The organism is Streptomyces sp. UNOB3_S3, assembly GCF_020740895.1.
Classification (GTDB): domain Bacteria; phylum Actinomycetota; class Actinomycetes; order Streptomycetales; family Streptomycetaceae; genus Streptomyces.
Genome location: NZ_JAILXP010000723.1, coordinates 1 through 942, shown reverse-complemented (window position 1 = coordinate 942; position 942 = coordinate 1). Strand labels below are relative to the sequence as shown.

At 73.2% G+C, this 942-nt stretch carries 1 pseudogene; it reads right to left on the bottom strand.

Going from position 1 to position 942, the window contains the following annotated elements:
• A pseudogene (locus K6I33_RS35295) lies at positions 1 to 942 on the bottom strand (hypothetical protein); the annotation flags it as partial.

Sequence of the window (942 nt, the reverse complement as noted above, 5' to 3'; positions counted from 1 at the left end):
CGGCCACCCCCGCCCGTCCGGCCCGCCGGCCGTGGGGTGGAAGAAGCGGCGCAGGGCCCCTTCGGCCGCGGTCCGGGCCTCGTCGATGTCCGTCGGCGTGTTGCTCCACGGGCGTACGGTCGCGTCGACGCCGAAGGAGTGGTACCGGGGTCTGCCGACGCGCAGCCGTTCGCCCAGCAGCCGGGAGTCCTTGACGACGCCCACCACGGAGGTCAGGGTCCGCTGCGGGATGTCGAAGGCGCCGGCCGGCGGGCGGACGGCGGGGTCGCCGGTGACGTGCGGGACGAGGAGGACGTGGAGCGGGTCGTCCTCGCGGCGCCACAGGGCGGGTTCGGTCCGTGCCCCCTTGACGAAGTAGAAGACGCCGTCGACGACCACCACGGCGTCCGGGGACTCCTGGCACTCGGGCGAGAGGCCGGGGAAGGACTCGGAGATCAGGGACGTCACGCCCCGGCTCTCCGCCTGCGGCACGAAGGACGGGTCGGTGGTGTAGGCGTAGGTGCAGGCGCGGTGGTAGAAGGTCTCGCCCTTGAAGAAGAACAGCTCGTAGGCGTCGTCCTGTTGTGGATCGGCGAGCAGGGCGACCGCGTCGAGGTCCGCCCAGAAGGAGTGCGACGGGTCCTCGGTGCTGCCGGGCAGCCCGGGGAACTCGTCCTTGATGGGCCGGGGCGACGGGTCGTCCCCGTCCCAGAGGCAGGTGGCGCCGTAGAACCAGAGCCTGGGCGCGGTCACGTCCGTACGGATCATCGCGTCGAGCCGTTTCGCCTCCTGTACGGGACCGGGTACCGCGTCGCCGTCGTCGGCGGTCCCGTCCGGCGGATCCAGGGGCACGGCGAGCGGGGTGATGGTGCCGCTGTCGTCGTAGTAGTGCACGGCCCGCAGCGGGTCCCGGGCGGCGACGGCGCTGGTGAGGACGTCGGGAGGGCGGGGCGGCGCCTGGAG